Source organism: Spongiimicrobium sp. 3-5 (assembly GCF_046557915.1).
Classification (GTDB): domain Bacteria; phylum Bacteroidota; class Bacteroidia; order Flavobacteriales; family Flavobacteriaceae; genus JBHEBG01.
Genome location: NZ_JBHEBG010000003.1, coordinates 181009 through 199793 on the forward strand (window position 1 = coordinate 181009; position 18785 = coordinate 199793).

The following is an 18785-nucleotide window of genomic DNA, read 5'->3' on the forward strand; positions in this document are numbered from 1 at the left end:
CCAATTGCTTAGGTTCTATTAATAAAAGGGAAGGACCCCTAATGTTTTTGCGTTGCTATGGCAAAGTAACGTTCTTTGTTTAAGTAAGTCTAACCCCGTGTCGGCATTGGGTTTCTTATTTATAATCACCAAAAGTATCGTTCAATATCGATTCCCCGTTAGCGTCTGCCACGCTTACATGGCGTACTTCCCCGGCTCCCAAAAAACGGTACCGGACACCTACCAATTTACCAATGGATTTGCTATAGGCCCCTTCAAAGATTGTTTTGCCGTCCAAAGCTATAAGCACTTTTTTATCTTTTACCTCTAAATGTACATTCCTGAATTCCGAAAAATCGGCGCCAAAGGCAGAAAGATCATGTTCCTTACCGTTTAAATAGAGGTCGTTTAGCATTAATGAGATGTCCGAAACACATCCAGTAATGGAAAAAGGTAAAATAAAAGCTCCTTCGGTACCAAGAAGCAATATATTAATGTTTTGACACACGGCCCACTTGTCTTTATAGGCATTACGGATCGATGTGTTGAACGTTATGTTATCTCCTGATACATTTCCGAAATCCTGTACCTTATGAAAACTACTACCTACAGGTGTTTCGTTCACTGCAATTTCATCGATTATACTACTGCTAAAGGCCAGTTTTTCGTCCAAAAAACCGTCTTGGTCCACATATTTGGGAATGGGTCTGTAATCTATTGCCCCCATCCAACTGTCGGACTTTACAAAAAGGTCATGTTCCTTTACTATTTTACCATCTAAGAGCAATTTGGCCCTGAAATAACCAGGGTAATAGTAAATTCCTGTGGCCTGTTTTTGATTGGCCTTTACGCCAAAACTTTTTTGGGTGTCCCAAGACTGTTGAATAGAGATGCTGTCCGCACGCACAGAACCTAAGTCAAAATTAAAAATTACGGTGTTGGGTATCCCTTCGGTAACAGGCTGGCTGCTAAACTGAATTTGTGAAAGATCTGCAATGGAAGGATTGCTTTTATTGAGATTGATCATAGAAAACAAGGAGATCAATAAAATCAGTAGAAATGCCGAGGACATTAGTACCAAAGCAATATGGGATTTCTTTTTTCGGTTTTCTGCCTTAGCCTTCGGTAATTTGCCCTTCTGCTTAAAATCTCTCCAATTTAGATAACCGGCAAATTGTGCAAGTGTATTTAAGGTGCTTATGCTGGGTGTGCCTTGGTATTTTAACCTTCCCCAAACGCGCTTAAGGGTTGTAGGGCTAAGTAGTACATTGGTCTCTTGCCTAATAGCTTCGCTTAATTCGGTATAAACCTCATTATGCCATAAGTCTGCGCTTCCCCATCCCAGTTTATTTTCTATTAGTGCTCTGCACCGCTGTAATAATATGTCCTCATTCTGTTTCTTCATGTACTGCAAAAATCATCAATTTATCCGATGTGGTCAATATTGAACGGATTTGCTCGGATTTGTTCAAATGGGGTCCGGCCCAATTATTTAGTTTTAAAAAAAATGCAATCATGAACAAATTTGTAATACTCTTAATACTGAGTTTAGTTTATTCACAAACCCATTTCTCCCAACAAACCATTCCTATGGATACCACCAATTGGGACGTAACGGCCAATGCCCATCTATTTGAGAACTACAAGGGCAAGGATGCCGTTTACCTCCAAGGTGGATTGGCAACACTTAAAGATACCAAATTCATAAACGGAACCATAGAATTTGATATGTATCTTGATGGTCGTAGAGGATTTCCAGGGATTAGATTTCGAAGATTTGATGATGTTAACAGTGAGTACTTTTACGTAAGACCCCACCAATCTGGAAACCCAGATGCAAATCAGGCTTTATCCATTTTTAACAGAATGGCCTCTTGGCAATTGTTTCACGGGCCTGCCTATTCTGTACCCTATGTGTATAAGGTCGATGATTGGACGCATGTTAAACTTGTGGTCAATGGAAAGCGGGCACAAGTATATTTTGACCATGCCGAAAAACCACATCTTTCATGGTACCTAAGACACAGCCCCAAGGAAGGTAATTTATCTATCGGGGGAAGTGGCGCAGCGGTACATTATGCCGATTTTAAGATAGACAAGCAAGCCAGTGAAATGGTAGATTTTAAAGTTGCGGAGACCAAGCCCATACCGGGGATTATAAAAGAGTGGGAGATTTCGGATAAGTTTGATGAAAGTGCATTGACGAACACTGATGGGTTACCGGCATTGATCAAAGCAAGAAAATGGATCAATAAAATACAAACAGAAGAGAATAACGCCGCGGACATAGCAAGGGTAACAGATCGTTACGGATCCGATGGCAATACGGTATTTGCCAAACTAACGGTTAGATCGGCTAAGGCCCAGGAAAAACTTTTTCATTTTGGATATAGCGATCGGGTAGTACTAATACTGAATGGCAAACCCATCTACAAGGGCAACAACGGATTTAGCACCCGCGATTATCGTTATTTGGGCACTATTGGTCTTTTTGAGACCGTCTATTTAAATCTAAAACAAGGTAAAAACGAAATACTGCTGGCAGTATCCGAAGATTTTGGCGGTTGGGGGGTAACGGCAAAGTTTGAAGACCCCCAAGGAATACAATTGCAGTAACAAATGCATAGATAATAGTACATTTCTCTTTTTCTTATGGTGGCCCGGCCGGTACGTCCCAGTACCTCCGGGCTTTGCCTTTCACTGCGTTAACGGTACTAGATTGTGGACAAGGTGACCGCTAAGTATTTATTTTTCCTTAATTCCATCATTTTATTCCCCATTGCTGCAACCCTTTGTTTTTTGAACTGTCTATTATTGAAAAGAAGGGTATTTTTACACAACTTTTTAGCTAGCAGTATCTAATTGGAACCCAACATCCTATATACACATAAAGACCTGATTGAAAAGAGTAAATCTGGTCATAGAGATTCGCAGTATCGCCTGTATGGGTTATACGTGGACGCTATGTACAATGTTAGTATGCGTATGCTGGGTATAAAAGAAGATGCTGAAGACGTAGTACAAGACAGTTTTGTGGAAGCTTTTAAACAATTGGATTCTTTTCGTTATGAGAGCACTTTTGGTTCTTGGTTAAAGCGGATCGTAATCAATAAGAGCATCAATTTCACAAAATTGAAAAAGGTAGCTGTGACCCCCTTGGAAGAACACGACTATTACATAGCCGGAGAAACCGAGGAGAAGGCGAAAACCATGGATATCCAGAAAATAAAAAATGGAATATCCCAATTACCGCCTGGTTATCAACAGATTATTAATCTGTACCTCATTGAAGGTTATGACCATGTAGAGATTGCAGAGATTTTGGGGATAACGACCTCCACTTCCAAATCGCAATACCACAGGGCAAAAAAGAAATTGATAGAATTAATAAATATGGTGGCATGATGGACGAATTTGAAAAACACATCCGGGATAATAAAGATTTGTTTGATGGGCACAAGGCAGATAGGGACAAAATGTGGGAAAGCATCTCCTCTCAATTGGAAAAGCCAAAAACAAAAGTGATTCCCTTATGGAAATCCCCATTATTTAAAGTAGCGGCCAGTATTGTATTGGTGTTTGGACTTGCCTTTATGGCAGACGCGACTTTTAGAACCGGATATGGGGCCGAAGACAATATTGTGAGTAGGGAATTATTGGAAATAGATATGCATTATCAGAGTTTGGTTGCAAGTCAGGTGCAACTGGTAAAAGATCATCCCGAACTGTCCAATGCGGACAAGGAAGAATTTTTATCGTTCATGGATGAACTCGATGTGGAATACAAGGAACTTAAACAGGAAATGGGCGAGAATTTGGATAATGAGCTTGTTTTGGAAGCCATTATCGGTAATTACAAAAAACGCATAGAACTAATAGAAAATCTTTTACGACAAATAAAGGATTCTAAAAAAATAAACGATGAGCATGGGTACGTACTATAAAAAACTGCTGTTGATAGCAATATGCCTTGCTTTTGGGTATAACCTGGGGGCACAGGAACGCGCATCAAAAAAAATAGAAAAATCATATGCCATGACCAATGCCGGTGAGCTGCATTTGGATAACAAATATGGTAACGTGATCATTAATGGGTGGAACAAAAATAATATTGCGATCACCGTAGATGTAAAAGTATCGCATCGCAAAAAAGACAACGCCCGGGAATTATTGAACCGCATTAGTGCCGAATTTAAGGTTGTGGACGACTTTATTGGAGTTACTTCGGTAATTGCCGAAAGAGGTACCGGATTTTTTGCCCGTTATTTCAATAAGGCGAATCCGTTCGATTTTGATAAGACCAACGTGCAGATCAACTATACCATTTATTTGCCCGTTAATGCAGAAATTGATATCAAAAACAAGTTTGGGGATGTTATCATGGGCGATTGGACAGGGAAATTGAAAGCTAGGGTTACCCATGGCGATATGTGGATCAATGATGATCTTACGAATGCCAATATTGTTATGGAATTTGGAAAACTACGTACCAAAGCCATTACCTATGGAAGCATTAACATGAAGAACGGTGGAATAGACCTGGAGAGATCGCAAGATTTAAGAATAAACAGTAGTGGTACTACTATTAAATTGGAACAGGTTTCTACACTAGACTTATTTTCTAGCAAAGACGAGGTTACCATTGAAAGTGTTGGTAGCATCGTAGGAGACCTTAGATTCAGTAATGTGCAAATACAAAGTTTGGGTAGGGAAATAGGTCTTAGGATGAAATTGGTAGATTTTAGAGTGGGAGCTGTTGAAAGTCGGAAACCATCCATCAAAATAGATCAGGAATCTTCCGAAATCTATATTAATGTTGATGGGCTTTCGTTTGATTTTGAAGCAAATCTAGAACAAGGGCTTTTAAGGATACCGACCACGAGTACAAACATAAAGACCAATGTGCTAGATAGGGGGAAAAAGATTCGGGAAATAAAGGCATCCTATGGTAAAGGAGACCCCGGCACCTTCTCGGTTACCGGTATAAAAGGTGTGGTGGTGCTTCGGGAGCAGTAATCATTTGACAACTTAAAGCTATAACTACCACGCAGCTGGCCCAATTTTGATTTCCATAGTACAAAAAAATAAAAAAAACACTAAAAAAATGCAACCATTATCAAATTAGCTTGTCTATGATAATGTCAATCAAAAACAAACACATGAAAAATTTTAGTTACTTGTCACTTCTTTTTCTCTTGGGTGGCATCTCTTATCTCAGCGCACAAGGTTCCGATAATTTTATCGAATTCAACGATCGCAAAAATGTAGTACACGGTGTTTATATCGGGATTACCACGCATATTGGGGAAATCGACGATAAAGAGACCTATTTGGGAGGTTTAAAAATAGCCTATGTTGCCAATCAGCAGTTTGAAGTAGGTTTTTCGGGGGTCTTTTTTTACTCTCAACAAAACTTGCCAGGGTTTTCCTTTTCGGATAATGAAGATTTAATTGGAGCCTACGGAGGACTTCATTTAGAACCTATCTTTTTTAGTAAATCTAGGGTAAACCTGTCATTCCCCATTCTTATTGGGGCAGGTGGGGTAGCCTATGTTGACGGAGATCGCGACTTTGATGATGATTTTGATAACGATATTAACGAGTCCGATGCGGTCTTTGTGCTAGAACCTGGGGCCAATGCACTTTTTAATATCTCTAGGTACCTGCAGATAGAAGCAGGCGTACGGTACAGATTCTCTAGCCGATTGGACTTGCAGCCAGGACCGATAACCCGGATAAACGGCTTTTCAGCAGGACTAGGCATCAAAGTAGGGGTATTTAACTTGGGGAGAAATAGGTATAAAAAAAACATAGATAATGAAAGATAGTTTTAATTACAATAACACAGAATACGATCAACATATACAGACCCAATATGTATTTGCCAAGGACGATCAGGTATACCTCCGAAAAAATGGAACTAATACTGCTACAGACCTATCTATGGCAGACGACGACGAATGGTTTCCTGTAAACTTCCAATGGATTCCAGTATTTGAATTACGAAAAAATTTGGTGGAGACACCGATAATCTAACAACATTATGAGAACAAAATTAATTATTATTGCCCTTTTCGGGGCCAGCACCCTTATGACCTCTTGTGATTACGATAACATAAAGGTATCCAATGATGTAACAACTTTAAGCTATGATATTTCTGACTATTCCAGATTAAAAATATCGGATAGTTTTAACGCCTTTGTTACTTTTTCGGAGACAGAGGAAAGTATAGAAGTAGAGGCCAACACAAATTTGCATGGCCATATAATTATTTCTAAGGAGGGAAGCACCTTGGAAGCCAGACTTAGGAGGTTTACAAACCTTAGGGGAAATGTTACGCTAAACATCTATATCACCACCTCTAACATTGAAAAATTTAAAGCATCCGGAGCTTCCAAGATTTCTTTAGAGAACGATTTGGTTTCTGATGATGTCTTGGTAGAGCTTTCGGGTGCGTCATCCTTTACCGGGGAAATCCATACGGATAGATTGGATGTAGAATTGCGAGGCGCCTCTACTATCGACCTTTTTGGAACGGCCGATAGGTGCCACGCACAACTATCTGGCAGCAGTAGTTTGTTGGACTATGATTTGTCCGTTAACGATCTAAATATAGATATGGCAGGTGCCAGTGATGCTTTTTTATCCGCAATGGAAAGCATAGATATAGAAGCAGCGGGCGCCAGTACACTTTATTACATGGGCAATGCCACCATAGAACGGGAGCGTTTGTCAGGGGCTTCCAAAATTGTTAAGCGATAATTTTAAGTATACGGCAAGAACTTAAAGATTTAACCAATAGTTGAGTTTAAGAACTATGGCCCGTTGTCTGGGAAATTGTATGCTTGGAAAGGTGAGGGAACCACTGGCGGTTTGGCTTTCGGCAAAATAGTTATCTGTATAAACCAAAAAAATATCAGAAACAGGTTTAAATCGCCATTGCAATCTGGAGTTGAGGTTAAGGTTTTCTATTTGGCTATTGAACTGTACAAAGGTGGTCCAAAAAATATTTTTGGTAAAAGTGAAATCGAGTCGTGAGCCGATTAAAAGCAAATCGGCATTTTTAAGAGGTTCAGGAAGGCGTACGTGGTTGTAGGCAAAATTTAAGGAGGCAAAACCCAATGGCTGATAACGATAGGTAAGCGTTCCGGAAAGATTGTATAAGTTACCGTTAAAATACTCCCCCAATTGCGTAGATAAGTTGTAGGAGAACTTTCTGCCCGCATTGGAGAAGTAGTTGGCCTTAACAAAATTATAATTGTATTGGGTGTCTGCGGGCAACGGGGTATTCCCCAGTCCACTGGGATCAAAAGGCCTCAACAACCGAGTGTACTGTCTCACCACCGAAAAATCCCAGAAAGCGGTACTCTTAAGATTGCCCCTATAATTTAAAGCAAGATTATGATCTAGGGCATCAAAAGATGTATTGTTCCTTATCAGATCTGCAGATACCCCGGGTCCGTGTCTTTGCGTACCTCCCTTTTTTGGATAAAAATTATACCAAACACTTGGTGTTGCCTGAAAAATATCTCTGCGGCGAACAAAACCTACTTCCGGGTCGTATCCCTCTCCAATACTTTGGACGGTAAGATTTGCCTCCCAACGATAGGAACTGTGGTTAAGAAAACCACCCGTAGCGTATTTGGCTTCCGTATTTGTTTCATCGAAAGAACGGTGGTAAAAGTATTTACCGTTCCAAGTATTATCATTGGAGGCCAAATTTACGTCTAGTCCCAAGGTTCGGTTATACGAACTGGGAGAGAATGTAAAATCCCCGCCGATAGCATCCGTAAAAGCCTGTTTGTTTATAAAGGTCATACCAATATATGAGCGCGATAGTATTTTTTGCTGTAGGGCGGCTACGAGATAATTGGTAGAAGCCAGTTGTATGTCTTTATTTTCCTCAAGCTGGGCGTTAAGTATTCCCAGTCGTAAATTTTGATTGAGCTTACCGTTTAAACGCAAGCCCCCGTAGATTCTATTTTGCACATTCTGACCTGTGGACTCGTCCCTGGCCACGCCTATCCTTCGCGAGAAAAACGGACGTGTGCCTTCAATACCGAAATTGGCGAATAGATCGGCATTTTCCAAAAAGAACTGACGGCGTTCGGGAAAGAAGATCTCGAAGCGATCTAAATTGGTGACCTGCTGATCCACTTCTACCTGCGAAAAATCGGGATTCACTGTAACATCCAGGGTCATCGCCGGACCCAGGCCTATTTTTGCATCGAGACCTAGGTCCAAGTCGTTAATGGTGGGTGTGTCGGTCTCAAAGTTTTTGGAATTTCTAAAAATGCTGTAGGGGATAAGGGATATGTTCCCCTTTGTCTTTTTTAAAGGAGCGTCCCAAAGTAGTTTTTGGGTAAAGGCTAGGTTGATGATAAACTGGTTTCTGGGAATGGGGGTCCAGGTAGATTGTTCGGCATAAGCACTATCAAACCTATAAAAATTGATATACCAAGTGTCCAGGTTTTCTTTGTAGCGCAAGGTTTTAAAAGGGATGGCCATTTCAGTAATCCAATAATCATCGTAGATTTTGGCCTCGGAATGCCAAATGTTGTCCCAGCTGGTAGAAAAGGTATCGGCAGAAGCCACACTGCCACCGTTTGCAATAAGGCCTTCGCGCTGTACCCCAAAAGGGTTTACGCCAAAAAGAAAAGCATTATTCCTATCAGAATAAGTGTCTATAACAGCACTAAAAACATCATTGGCTTCGCCTCTAAAATCTCGGCGTAGTGATGGGGTTACGTATTTACGTGGTCCTAGATTGTACATTTTGGCAATGATATAAAGGTTATTGTCATCGTAAGTCATCCTCACCTCGGTCTGTGCCCTGGCAGTTACAGAATCACTGGGAAAGAATTGCATAAAATTGGTAGCCACTTCTGCTTGGATCCAATCCGTCTCATCCATCACCCCATCAATAGCAATGGTACCTTTTGCACGTTTAATATGAAGTCCCTGAGCGGTTAGGGTGCCAAATGTAAATAACACGGTCAATAAAGCTATAAAAACCTTCTCCATGATAGTTTGTTTTAATGTTCTAAAAATATTACATTGAACAGACCGAGTGCTTATTGCATCGGGAATACCACTTATTCAGAATGAGGAAATCGGCACGGTATACGGCACAACAAAACAACGAGGAAGTTGCACTACAAAGCAGTACGGAGGAAGATATTAAAGGCGATGGGCTATCGGGCAAACGCATCACGTTTCAGATCAACCGCTTTTCTATTTACCTTACGACTTTGGAGACTACCAAAGCTGTGGTTATCCGCAAGGGACTTACGCAGAATTGGTTGCAGTTTCATTATCAACTCTCCGGGCGTACCAAAACGGTTAAGATAGAGGGACAAAAAGAAATTCATACCCAACCCAACTCGCTCTCCATTATCTACGAAAAGGCTGGAAGCTGTGAGATTCATTTTCCGGAGGGTTGCACCTATAACAGTTTTGGATTTACTGTAGCCCCCGATTATTTTATGAACTCCTTTCTAAAAGACTTTAAAGAACTACAGCCTTTGAGAAAGGCATTGGTGGCCGGAAAACTGTTTTTTCTCGATGAAGAGTATTCGCGCTTGGATTCCCGAACCAGAGAAATCATAGCTGCCATAAGGAACAACCCCTATAGTGGAAATTTAAGAGAGGTTTTTATAGAGAATAAATTGATAGATTTAATCTTTTATTCCATTCCGTTACTACGACAACATAAGAACGCCTTGGTTAACAATGGTAGGTCTTACGATAACAATGTACTTGACGCACAACAATATATTCTAGATAATTTGGACCAACGCCTATCCTTAAAACAGATCGCCAAACATGCCGGATTAAATGAATATACGCTAAAGACCAAATTTAAGGAGACCTTTGGCAGAAGTGTTATCGACTACTGCATAGAACTAAAATTGAACAGGGCGTATTCCGAAATTCAGAATACCGATAAAAAGATAACTGTTATAGCCTATGAAACCGGGTATGCCAGTTTGGGCAATTTTTCCAACGCCTTCTTTAAGCGATACGCAATAAGGCCTAGTGAGGCACGTGGGTCCAAAAATTAAGAGAGGTCTCGCGATTCAAAGTTGCCGACGAAGTACGCCCCCAACCTCACCCTCGATCTTTTAATTGATCTGCACCTTTCACCATTTTGGCCTCGTGTGCTTTTACCACATTTTCGATTCTTGCAATTACATCTGGGTGGTCAGCAGAAATATTAAACCTTTCCGAGGGGTCTATCTCAACATTGTATAGTAATGGTGGATGGTGTTCCTTACGTGTGTTTGCCGTATAGCCGGCCTCGGTAATAAAATGAGCCTTGTAGGCACCCACCCGTATTGCGTATAATTCATCGCCACGATAGTAATAAACCGCATTCCTGGGACTTTCGGCCCCTTCGAATAGTACAGGGCTAAGATCTAAGCCATCAACTACCCGATCATTAGGTATTGGAACACCGGCAATTGCACTAAAAGTGGTAAAAAGATCCATGGTAGTACCCATATCCATCACTACTTTTGGTTTAATTTTTCCGGGCGACCAGAAAATACCAGGTTCTCTCATACCACCTTCCCAGGTGCTTCCCTTGCCATCTTTAAGAAGCCCTGCGGTTCCTCCGGAATTTTCTGTAGGTAGCCACGGCCCATTGTCCGAAGTGAACACCACTATAGTATTTTCAGCTAAACCCTCTTCCCTTAAATAGTTTAAGATACGGCCAATGCCATGATCTATTTCCTCTACTACATCCCCATACAGCCCTCGCCTACTTTTTCCCAAGAATTCTTCGGAAGCAAAAAGCGGAACATGGGGTAGATTATGGGCCAGATAGAGAAAAAAGGGTTTTTCTTTGTTTTCTTTGATGAATTTTATAGATTCTTCCGTAAATCTTCGAGTAATGGTTGTTTGATCTGCCGGGCGTTCTACAATTTCTGTGTTTCTTATAAGAGGTACATTAAAATCTTCGCTTTTTAAGTTTTCCGCTTCCTCGGTCCAAAGGTCCCAATAGCCACCGGGGGTATTGAGCTCTCTTGTTAGGTCCATATCATTGGAATAAGGAATACCGAAATAGTAGTCAAAACCATGGTTGGTGGGTAAAAATTCTTCTTTATGTCCTAGGTGCCATTTACCAACTATTGCCGTTGCGTAGTCTACAGATTTTAGCTGTTCTGCCAAGGTAATTTCACTTTTGGGAAGCCCGTTGTGGGAGTTGGGAAACAAAACCCGGGCAATAGGACTTGCCATGCCGCTCCTAACAGGTAAACGCCCTGTAAGAAGGGCCGCCCTACTTGGTGTGCAAACACTGGCACCAACATAAAAACTGGTCCATTTTTGACCTTCGGAGGCCATTTTATCCAGGTTGGGTGTGTTAATGGTGGGGTGGCCATATACGCCCAAATCACCATATCCAAGGTCATCGGCAAAAATGATTATAAAGTTGGTCTTTTTATCGATAGGAGTATCTTGGTTTTCTACCTGTTTATGGTTTGGTCCGTTAGTACATCCCAATAGGAGTATTAGTAAAAAACCGACTGTTGAATTTAAAATTGCTTTCATGATACTTTGTTTAGTACCCAGGATTTTGTGTGGCACCTTGGTTAAAATTCAGCTCCTCCTGAGGTATAGGCCAAATGTACTTGTGCGGTTCGTAATTTTTTGTGTTCTGTGGATTACTGAGATTGAACGACTCAACAACACTTTGTAACTGTTGGGTGCGGACCAGGTCGTCTTTTCTGTGACCTTCAAAACAAAGCTCCAAGCTACGCTCCTTCAATATGGCTTCTAAAAACTCTTGTTGACTAAGCCCAGCAGGTAAATCATTAAGGTTATCGCCAAAAGCCCTTCTCCGCACCTGATTTACCGCTTCATAAGCAATAGCTGTAGGGCCATTGATAGCATTTTCAGCCTCAGCGAGCATTAAAAGTACATCTGCATATCGCAAATAGGGAAGGTCAAAAGACTCACCATTGGCAACCACAGGCAAAGCAGTATCCTTTCGGAACTTATATGGTCTCCAATCACTTATCTCGGTGGCATTTGCGGCATTGCCATTATCTAAGGTAAAGGCGGCTATATTTTGTGCAAATCTGCTGTCCTCGATGTCCAAGGGAAAGGTCACAGGACTCACAATATTGGCAGGAATTTCGAAAAAACTTTCTGGAAATCCGGGTGCCAAAAGCAAATAGTCGTGTATCGAAATCCCTTGTGGTCCCCATAGAACACCATAGTTTCCACTGGTATTGATATCATTGGCATCAAAATCGATTCTAAAGATTACTTCTGTGGTACTTGTTTCGTTGGTGAGAGAAAAGATATCGGCATAATTGGTTTCCAGACCAAATACCCCGGTCAATTTGTTAAATTGTGCTAGGGCAAGAGCATATTTGTCGTTCTGCAAAAGAGGAAAACCAGCCATTTGGAGATATACTTTGCCTAACAAGGCTTGGGCAACAGGAACGGAAGCCCTGTTGGAAGGAGCGTTGGCTTCTAAATTAGCTTCGGCGAAAATAAGGTCGTTTTCAATTAGTTGATAGGTTTCATCCATGCCTTGTATGGCAGTAGGCGGGTTTTGTAAATCGATTTTTGCCGTGGTTACCACGACAGGATTACCATAAATCTTTACCAAATTAAAGTACAGCAATGCCCGAAGAAATCGAAACTGCGCCGCCGCCACACCCTCGTTAATGGGTTGGTCTTTGTTGTAATTGTCATCTTCTATGGCATCCAAACCAAGATTTACCATGCGAATGGCTTTATAGTGATCGGCCCATACCTTTAAAACCGTATTATTGCCTGCCGTAAAATTATAGGTATCCAAGTCGTTGAATACAGTAAAGTTTCCAGGGTTTACATAAGCCAGATCTGTACCGATATCGCCCCAATAAAGTCCAAAACCGCCAGCATCAAAAAGAAAGTCTCCTTTTAAAAGATTGTAGGTTTGGGTTATTAAAAAACTGAGATCTATAGGTGTGGGCTCAATAACATCTAGTCCTAAGATTAAGACCTCTGCGGTCTTATCCGCTTCTATGGAGACCACTTCCTCAATGGGTTCTAGTTCAAAAGGTACTAATACCGAGACTTCATAATTGCCGATATCCAAGTTTTCAAATAATACTTTTCCTGTTGGCCCTGTAGTTAATTGTTGTGTGGTGGGGGTTGTGGTCACCACGGCGCCTTCAATGGCCTCACCATCGCTGGTAATTACGGTAACTTCCAGACTTCCTTTTGGGTCGGGCGTTTGGGGTTCCTCATTATTGTCGGAACTACAACCTATAATTAAGATAACGTTAAGGACAAGTAGGTAGACTTTCAGTTTCATATAAAAAGGTTAAAGATACTGGTTAGGATAACGTGAATTAAGTAATTTATTTTATGATATACAATTATAATTTTTGGGATAGTTTGGATACAAGGCAGGTTGATAGCTTTCTAAGAAAATGGATAAGATAATGGAGTTGTCTATGTAGCCTCGTATTCTGATTTTTTCTTGCGTAGATACTTTAATTCAGCATCGTTCCGTACCATGGTGATAGCTTGGTCAATATATTTTAGGGCCAGTGTTTTATTACCAATGTGCAACGCATATTCTGCATAGGTGCCATAATAGAGGTAGGCCCTTTGTTCTAGAAGGTTAGGGTTGATCTTCTCTAGAAGTTCTCTGGCCGCCGGCAAATCGCCACGTTGTATTTGTACCACGGCCATGTTCAGGAGATTAAAAGGTGAGTTTTCTAGTGTGTTCAATCGTTGATACCACATTAGGATTTTATCCCAATCTGTTGATGCGTACGAAGATGCTAACGCATGTTGGGCGGCAATGGCGGCTTCATAATGGTAATACCCGTAGTTTTCACCAGCAACCGCCTTTTCCATATTCCTATGTCCCAATGCTATAAGAGGTCTGTGCCATTTGGACCGGTCTTGGTCTTTAAGGCTTATAATTTCTTTTTGACTGTTTATTTTACTGGACAAGCGAGCGGATTGAAAACAAAAGAGCGCAAATACAGCATAACTATTGGGAGTAGCGGTAAAAGGGTTGGTGAGTAGAGTTTTGGCCAGCCTCATAGCCTCTCCACATAGCTCCTCGCGGATAAGGATATCTTTTCGGTTAGAATGAAAGCCTTCATTAAAGATGAGGTAGATAACTTCCAATACCCTATGGAGTCGATGTTCCAATTCTGCTCCGGCGGGGATTTCGAAAGCGATCTGCCCTTCCTGAATATTTTTTCGGGCACGCGTCAGTCTTTTTTTAACCGTTTCCTCCTTTAGTAGCAGGGCGGTAGCAATCTCTTTTCCGCTGAAACCAGATATGGTTTTGAGGGCAAAAGCGATCTGGTCCTTGGAATTGAGAATGGGATTACAGGCAGCGAATATCATACGTAGTACGCTATCGTCTACCTCATGTTCCAAAAACAGTTCGTTTATGGCAATGGTCTCTGCCCCCGTAACTATTTTGGCAATACGCTTGTCCTCGGCCGAAAACTTTCTAAAAAGATCCAAAACCCTGTTTTTGGCGGACATGGTAAGCCAGGCCTCTGGGTTTTCTGGGATATTGCCCTGCCAAGCCTTTATGGCATTGATAAAGGTGTCTTGAACCGCATCCTCAATGGTCTGCAAGTGCTGCAGCCCAAAAATCCGTGTTAAAATGGAGACCATCTTCCCGTACTGATGTCTAAAAAGATGGTCGATCATTTTTTGCTGAATCATTAACCGTAATGTAGTACTTCGCGCACTTCCACGGTACCTCCCAGATCGTAATCGGGGTAGTCTTGTGCTATAGCAATAGCCTCGTCAAAACTGGCTGCTTTTACGATGTAATATCCGCCGATAAGCTCTTTTAGTTCTGTGGCAGCCCTGTCCGATACGGTTCGTTGTGGACCCACAACACGTTTTGCATCGGCTTTAAGGGCATTACCCTCCTTAACAATGCCTTGCTTGGCCATTTTTTCTTGCCATCCCATCCAACTACCTGCTCGGCCCTGAATCTCTTCTGGGGAGAGGTTTAGTTCGGCGTAGTTGGCCCCGATAAAAATTAACATAAAATCTTTCATTTGGATTTTTTTAGGTGTTAAACAAAATTAAGAAAACCGACTACATGGCAATACATTCGTGTATTTCAATTGAAGCCGTTGGGTGCCAGTGCAGATGGGGGTGTCCATCAAACAGTTTGTGGGCAGCTTCCATACTCTCCGCTTGCACCAGCGAATAACCAGAAACCTGTTTGGTGCTGTTGGTCTTGGCTCCGTTAGGGGAGATAGCCACTCCGCCCATTACGGCGGCTCCAAGATCGATCATAGCACTACCGATTCTGTCCTTCCAGTCTAACCAATGCTGCATGCCCTCCGCTTTTTGTTCTGGAGTAGCATCGGCCATTTGGGCCATGGCCTCTGGGGCCGAATGATAGATTGCAATAAATTTTTTCATCCTTGTTATTTTATGGTTCATATATCTAGATAACGAAGCTGAAAAAAGGTAAGGGGACAGTTTTTGGAATTTTTTCGTCCCGTTTTAAGGTAAAAAAGATTTATGATTGTATAAAACCTCAGAGATTGTATGGTTTTATATAGCGATGATCGAATTTTTCTCTTCTTTTAAGGTAGTTGATTTCTCTTGGGCAAAACAATATAGCCAAACCAGTATCTTCCAATGAAAATTAGATGTTAGGTCACAGGTATTTCCGTTACTTCAGGTATTTTGTCAATTCCTTTTTCCAATCTAGATAGCCTTTCCCATTTAGGTGCAGACCGTCAATACTGTGGGCTTTATTAAGTTTGCCATTCTCATCGGTAAAAATGGGCATTAAATCAATATAAATAATACCCTTTTCCCTGCAAAGCCCTTTCAAAAATTTGTTGATCTGAAGAATGCTACTATTGGGCCTGGTTGTATGCAAACCGTCATCAACAGGAAGGACACTTTGGATATAAATCTCCGTTTTTGGCGATTGTTCCTGCACCCTTTCAATTATTTTTACATAATTGGTATTGATATGATCTACCGTTTTACCATAGGCAAGGTCATTGGTTCCTATCATAATAAACAGTTTTTTGGGATTGGAAGAAGTTATTTCCGACAAACGCTCTAAAACACCATCGGTATCGTCTCCTCCAATTCCACGGTTCTTTATGTTAGGATTCTGAAAAAGTTCGAACCATTCTGCTCCGTCGGTGATACTGTTCCCCAGAAAAATAATCTCGCCCTCTGTGTCCGGTAAGGATTCAAAATGTTCCTTCTTATGATAATAATAGGCTTTTATGGCCCTGTTCCACGCTTGCAATTCCTCACCCAATCTGTCATAGGCCAAAATGGAATCCTGTTCTTTTTTGGATAGGATACTGCTCATGGATGGAGGGGCATCTTCTTTATCGGACCCCCACTTTTTATTGGGTTTTGGCCCCATTTTCAATATTAAACTTCCGCCCTTTATTAAATCTTTATGATAGAACCACGGTTTGCCGAGCGTTTGTCCGTTTAATTTGGCCGACTGCACATATATGTTCTTCTCCGAAACGTTTTTTGCTTCTATTACAAAGGTATTTCCTGGATAGTATGCCTTGTCCAGGCTTATGGTAAGCTTCTTAAATTGTGGGCTTCCTATTTCATAGATAGGATTTATAGAGGTACCCCCGTCCATTTGGAACAGCCCCATGGCACTCATCACATACCAAGAACCCATTTGCCCCTGATCTTCATCCCCTTTCCAACCACCAATAGGGTCATTTCCATAATAATTGTCCATAATTTCATTGGCCCATTTTTGTGTAAGCCATGGTTTTCCCGAATAGTTGAATAGGTACGAAGCCTGCATATTGGGCTGATTGCCATGGTTTATGGGTAATATACCCATGCCGTCCAAAGAGTTGCTACCTAAATGTTCCGAGTTAAAGTTGTGTTTTTTAGAGGTCTGGAACCCTTTTTCCAAACGGTTGCTAAATTCTTCCTTTCCCATTAGCGATATGAGTCCGTTGATGTCGTGCGGTACGTAGTACGTATACTGCCATGCGTTGCCCTCCACATAACCAGATCCCAACCAGGCGACGTCACCAAAAGGTTTAAAATTGGCTACCCAGGTTCCGTCGGCATGCTTGCGGCGTACATAGCCAACGTCTTTGTCAAAAACATGTCTGTAATTATAGGCTCTTTTGGTAAACTCTTTATAATCTTTTTCTTTTCCCAAAGCTTTGGAGAACTGACCTACGGTATAATCGTTATAGGCATAGGCCAAAGTGTTGGATACGGGCCCTTCTTCATCTGGAACATAGCCTTTTTCTATATATGATTTTAGGTTTCTATTCCCTACATATCCTCCACTTTCATGATAATGCCCGGGTTCTTTTTGAAGTTTCTTCACTGCTTCATAGGCTTTGTCAATATTGAAACCCCTGATGCCTTTGTGATAAGCGTTGGTAATCAATGAAATTTGGTCCGAGGCCACCATAATTCCCGAATATTCTATTCCGGTAGCTCCCTTGGGCAACCATCCTCCTTTGTCATAGATTTCCAACATGGTTTTTACCCAGTTATTGGCAATATCAGGAGTTACCAATGACCATAGCTGATTTAGATTCCAAAAGGAAACCCAAAAACCATCACTGCCATACAAGGGCATTGAAGGATCTTCTAGTTGTTGTTCCTTCTCGTTCATGTCTAGATACTTTCCATTTACATCGCTCCAGGTACTTCTTCCGGCATATGCCCGATACATATTGGTGTAGAACTTTTTCTTAAGGGCAACACGATCATCATCGATCCTAATTTTACTCAAAAGGTTGTTCCACCCGTTTTGTGCATCCGCTTTAACCGCATCAAAATCCCAAGCAAAGGAATCTAGTTCGGTTTTTAGATTTAATCGGGCTTGTGGAATACTCACCAAGGAAATTCCGGTCTGTACCATTATCTGTTCGCCTTCCTCAGTATCAAATTCTACAAAGGCCCCAACGTCCTTATGTCCAAAACCCGAAGAAATACTAGTGACATTTCTACTTACTTCCTCTTTTACCCAACCATTAAAACTTTTAAAGGGTTTGTTGAACCGCATCACAAAATTTAGTGTATAATCGTTAAATTGGGCCTTTCTTTGACTTTGCTGGTAACTTACTCCTTCTATCTCATGGTCACTTATCTTGGTTATTTGGGTATAAAAAATTTCGTAACCGTATTCTGACGGAATTAAGAGATCTATTAATATCCTTGCGTCTTTTGCCTCTGGAAAAGTATACCGTTGAAAACCTGTTCTTGTGGTGGTGGTAAGTTCTGCTTTTACGTTGTAATCATCTAAAACGACCGAGTAATAGCCAGCTTCCGCCTTTTCATTTTTATGGGAGAATTTGGAGCGATATCCCCTGTCCGGATCTTTTTCCGTTCCTTCCTGAATTTTAAGGGCACCGGTGGTGGGTATGGTCCGCAAGCCTGCCATGGTCCACGAATGAATGTGACTAAAACCGGCAATGTTGTCTATTTTATATTCATAGCCTGCCTTCCATCCCAATTCCTGATTGTCGGGACTTAGTTTTACCATTCCAAAGGGTCTGGTAGGCCCTGGAAACATATTCCATCGAGAATCGTGGGAACCAACCATTGGGTCCACAAAATCTACCGGGCGCGATTGGCAAAACACAGTTTTGGAAAAAATGGTCAATATGAGGAGGAAGATCAATCTTTTCATACGGGTTATACGGTTTTTAAAGGTATGGTGCCAATGAGGGTACCTTTTATTTGTTCGAATATATTTGATCACTTTCATGCAAATGTATCAAAATAATATTTTATATGTACGAACATATGAACAAATTGATTATATTTGGCACTTTAG

Annotated in this window: 16 protein-coding genes; 8 read left to right on the plus strand and 8 right to left on the minus strand. The window is 41.3% G+C overall.

Annotated elements, in window-relative coordinates:
* Positions 1-115: 115 nt before the first annotated feature.
* Positions 116-1384, minus strand: a complete 1269-nt coding sequence (locus ACEQ81_RS12380; RefSeq protein WP_411031213.1) for a hypothetical protein — start codon at positions 1382-1384, stop codon at positions 116-118.
* Positions 1385-1494: 110 nt separating this feature from the next.
* Between ACEQ81_RS12380 and ACEQ81_RS12385 the strand changes: the two genes are divergently transcribed.
* From ACEQ81_RS12385 to ACEQ81_RS12415, 7 genes are all read left to right on the plus strand, one after another.
* Positions 1495-2595 (plus strand): hypothetical protein, encoded by a 1101-nt coding sequence (locus ACEQ81_RS12385; RefSeq protein ID WP_411031214.1) that lies wholly within the window; start codon positions 1495-1497, stop codon positions 2593-2595.
* A gap of 246 nt (positions 2596-2841) precedes the next feature.
* Positions 2842-3384 (plus strand): RNA polymerase sigma factor, encoded by a 543-nt coding sequence (locus ACEQ81_RS12390; RefSeq protein WP_411031215.1) that lies wholly within the window; start codon positions 2842-2844, stop codon positions 3382-3384.
* Complete coding sequence (locus ACEQ81_RS12395) at positions 3381-3923, plus strand: hypothetical protein (RefSeq protein WP_411031216.1); 543 nt, start codon at positions 3381-3383, stop codon at positions 3921-3923. The genes ACEQ81_RS12390 and ACEQ81_RS12395 overlap by 4 nt, the downstream gene beginning before the upstream one ends.
* Entirely contained in the window at positions 3907-4995 is a 1089-nt protein-coding gene (locus ACEQ81_RS12400; protein WP_411031217.1) for a hypothetical protein, read from the plus strand. Before ACEQ81_RS12395 ends, ACEQ81_RS12400 begins: the two co-directional genes overlap by 17 nt.
* Before the next feature lie 143 nt (positions 4996-5138).
* On the plus strand, positions 5139-5807 hold the full coding sequence (locus tag ACEQ81_RS12405) for a hypothetical protein (protein ID WP_411031218.1): 669 nt from the start codon (positions 5139-5141) through the stop codon (positions 5805-5807).
* Positions 5797-6015 carry a hypothetical protein gene (locus ACEQ81_RS12410; protein WP_411031219.1) on the plus strand — a complete coding sequence of 73 codons (219 nt, stop codon included), beginning with the start codon at positions 5797-5799 and terminating at the stop codon, positions 6013-6015. Before ACEQ81_RS12405 ends, ACEQ81_RS12410 begins: the two co-directional genes overlap by 11 nt.
* Before the next feature lie 7 nt (positions 6016-6022).
* Positions 6023-6742, plus strand: a complete 720-nt coding sequence (locus ACEQ81_RS12415) for a head GIN domain-containing protein (RefSeq protein WP_411031220.1) — start codon at positions 6023-6025, stop codon at positions 6740-6742.
* 21 nt (positions 6743-6763) lie between these two features.
* On the opposite strand, the gene ACEQ81_RS12420 is transcribed toward ACEQ81_RS12415, so the two are convergent.
* Positions 6764-9004: a DUF5916 domain-containing protein gene (locus ACEQ81_RS12420; RefSeq protein WP_411031221.1), complete on the minus strand. Its 2241-nt coding sequence runs from the start codon at positions 9002-9004 to the stop codon at positions 6764-6766.
* 80 nt (positions 9005-9084) lie between these two features.
* Between ACEQ81_RS12420 and ACEQ81_RS12425 the strand changes: the two genes are divergently transcribed.
* Positions 9085-10044: a helix-turn-helix domain-containing protein gene (locus ACEQ81_RS12425; protein WP_411031222.1), complete on the plus strand. Its 960-nt coding sequence runs from the start codon at positions 9085-9087 to the stop codon at positions 10042-10044.
* Positions 10045-10090: 46 nt separating this feature from the next.
* On the opposite strand, the gene ACEQ81_RS12430 is transcribed toward ACEQ81_RS12425, so the two are convergent.
* From ACEQ81_RS12430 to ACEQ81_RS12455, 6 genes are all read right to left on the minus strand, one after another.
* A complete protein-coding gene (locus tag ACEQ81_RS12430) occupies positions 10091-11533 on the minus strand; it encodes a sulfatase (protein ID WP_411031223.1) in 1443 nt (480 codons plus the stop codon).
* Positions 11534-11543: 10 nt separating this feature from the next.
* Positions 11544-13295, minus strand: a complete 1752-nt coding sequence (locus tag ACEQ81_RS12435; RefSeq protein WP_411031224.1) for a RagB/SusD family nutrient uptake outer membrane protein — start codon at positions 13293-13295, stop codon at positions 11544-11546.
* Positions 13296-13435: 140 nt separating this feature from the next.
* Entirely contained in the window at positions 13436-14680 is a 1245-nt protein-coding gene (locus ACEQ81_RS12440; RefSeq protein ID WP_411031225.1) for an RNA polymerase sigma factor, read from the minus strand.
* Positions 14680-15024 (minus strand): YciI family protein, encoded by a 345-nt coding sequence (locus ACEQ81_RS12445; RefSeq protein ID WP_411031226.1) that lies wholly within the window; start codon positions 15022-15024, stop codon positions 14680-14682. Before ACEQ81_RS12445 ends, ACEQ81_RS12440 begins: the two co-directional genes overlap by 1 nt.
* A 40-nt stretch (positions 15025-15064) precedes the next feature.
* Positions 15065-15397, minus strand: coding sequence for a hypothetical protein (locus ACEQ81_RS12450; protein WP_411031227.1), 333 nt, complete (start codon positions 15395-15397; stop codon positions 15065-15067).
* Between the two features lie 256 nt (positions 15398-15653).
* On the minus strand, positions 15654-18638 hold the full coding sequence (locus ACEQ81_RS12455; protein WP_411031228.1) for a GH92 family glycosyl hydrolase: 2985 nt from the start codon (positions 18636-18638) through the stop codon (positions 15654-15656).
* Positions 18639-18785: the final 147 nt, after the last annotated feature.